Source organism: Streptomyces sp. ME02-8801-2C (assembly GCF_033793965.1).
GTDB lineage: Bacteria > Actinomycetota > Actinomycetes > Streptomycetales > Streptomycetaceae > Streptomyces.
Map to the genome: position 1 here is coordinate 1 of NZ_JARAXP010000051.1, position 1450 is coordinate 1450.

At 69.4% G+C, this 1450-nt stretch carries 1 protein-coding gene; it reads right to left on the reverse strand.

Annotated features, from left to right (window positions below):
• Positions 1-115: 115 nt before the first annotated feature.
• Positions 116-1381, reverse strand: coding sequence for an IS701 family transposase (locus PV396_RS44880; RefSeq protein ID WP_319214165.1), 1266 nt, complete (start codon positions 1379-1381; stop codon positions 116-118).
• Positions 1382-1450 lie beyond the last annotated feature (69 nt).

The following is a 1450-nucleotide window of genomic DNA, read 5'->3' on the forward strand; positions in this document are numbered from 1 at the left end:
CTAGTAGTGCTTGGTCAGGTTCGTATGTGTGTGGGTATGTCGCGGTGGCAGGTGGGGCAGGCGCCGGCCCAGAGGGCGAGGAGTGTCTGTAGCTCGCGGATGACTTGGTAGAGGCTCAGGCCGGCGCCGTGTCTTTTGGGGCCCGGGCCAGTCGTTGCAGGGTGCAGAAGGCGTGCGCGACGGAGACGAGGGTGACGTGGTGGTGCCATCCGTTCCAGGTGCGGCCCTCGAAGTGGGCAAGTCCCAGGGCCTGCTTCATCTCCCGGTAGTCGTGCTCGATGCGCCAGCGGAGTTTGGCGAGCCGGACCAGGGTGGTCAAAGGCATGCCGGAGGGCAGGTCGGACAGCCAGAACTGCACCGGCTCGCTCTCACCGGCCGGCCATTCGGCCAGCAGCCAGCACACGGGCAGTTCCGGGCCGTCGGCGTGCTGGCGGACCTCGCGTCCGGCAGGCCGGATCCGCAGGGCCACGAAGCGGGAGTACATCCGCTTGCGGCCCGAGCGGCCGCTGCCGGGCCGGGAACCCTCCCGCCACTGCACCGGCCGGGCCGCCTTCCGGCCCGCCGCGATGACCAGTTCCTTCACCGACCGCGGCTTGTCGGGATACTTCGCCACCGGCGGGCGTCCGGTGCCCGAGTACGGCTCGGCCACCGGCACCGCGCCAGCGGGCTGGGCGCAGAGCGTGGTGGAGATCCCCACCACGTAGTTCAGGCCGCGCTCCTGCAGTCCGTGCCGGAACGCGGCGGCGTCGCCGTATCCGGCGTCCGCGATGGCCAGCGGCACCTCGATGCCCCAGGAGCGGGTCTCGTCGAGCATGTCCAGGGCCAGCTGCCACTTCTCCACATGCCCGACATCGTCCGGGATCTGGCAGGCGGCACGGCGGGCGATCTTGTCCGGATCGGCTTTAGGCGAGGCGGGATCCCATGTCCGGGGCAGGAACAGTCGCCAGTTGACCGCCGCCGAGGCATGGTCGGACGCGAGGTGGAGGGAGACGCCGACCTGGCAGTTGGTGACCTTGCCGGCGGTGCCGGTGTACTGCCGCGACACGCACGCCGAGGCGGTTCCGTCCTTCAAAAACCCGGTGTCGTCGAAGACCAGAGCCTCGGGTCCGATCGCCTTCTCCATCCGCCAGGCGAGCTGGGCGCGGATGTGGGCCGGGTCCCAGGGACTGGTGGTGATGAAGTTGGCCAGTGCCTGCCGGTTGCCGTCTTCACCGAGCCGGGCGGCCATCGGCTCGACCGATTTACGCTGCCCGTCGGTCAGCAGCCCCCGCAGATAGACCTGTCCCCAGCGGCGCTGGTCCTTGCGCGCGAACGGCTCGAACACCTCCGCCCCGAACGCCTCCAACTCACCACGCACCACCGCAATCTCGTCCGGAGTCACACACCCTCAACGCCACACCCAGCCCGCAGGACACGCACCACTACAACCGACCTGACCAAGCACTACTAG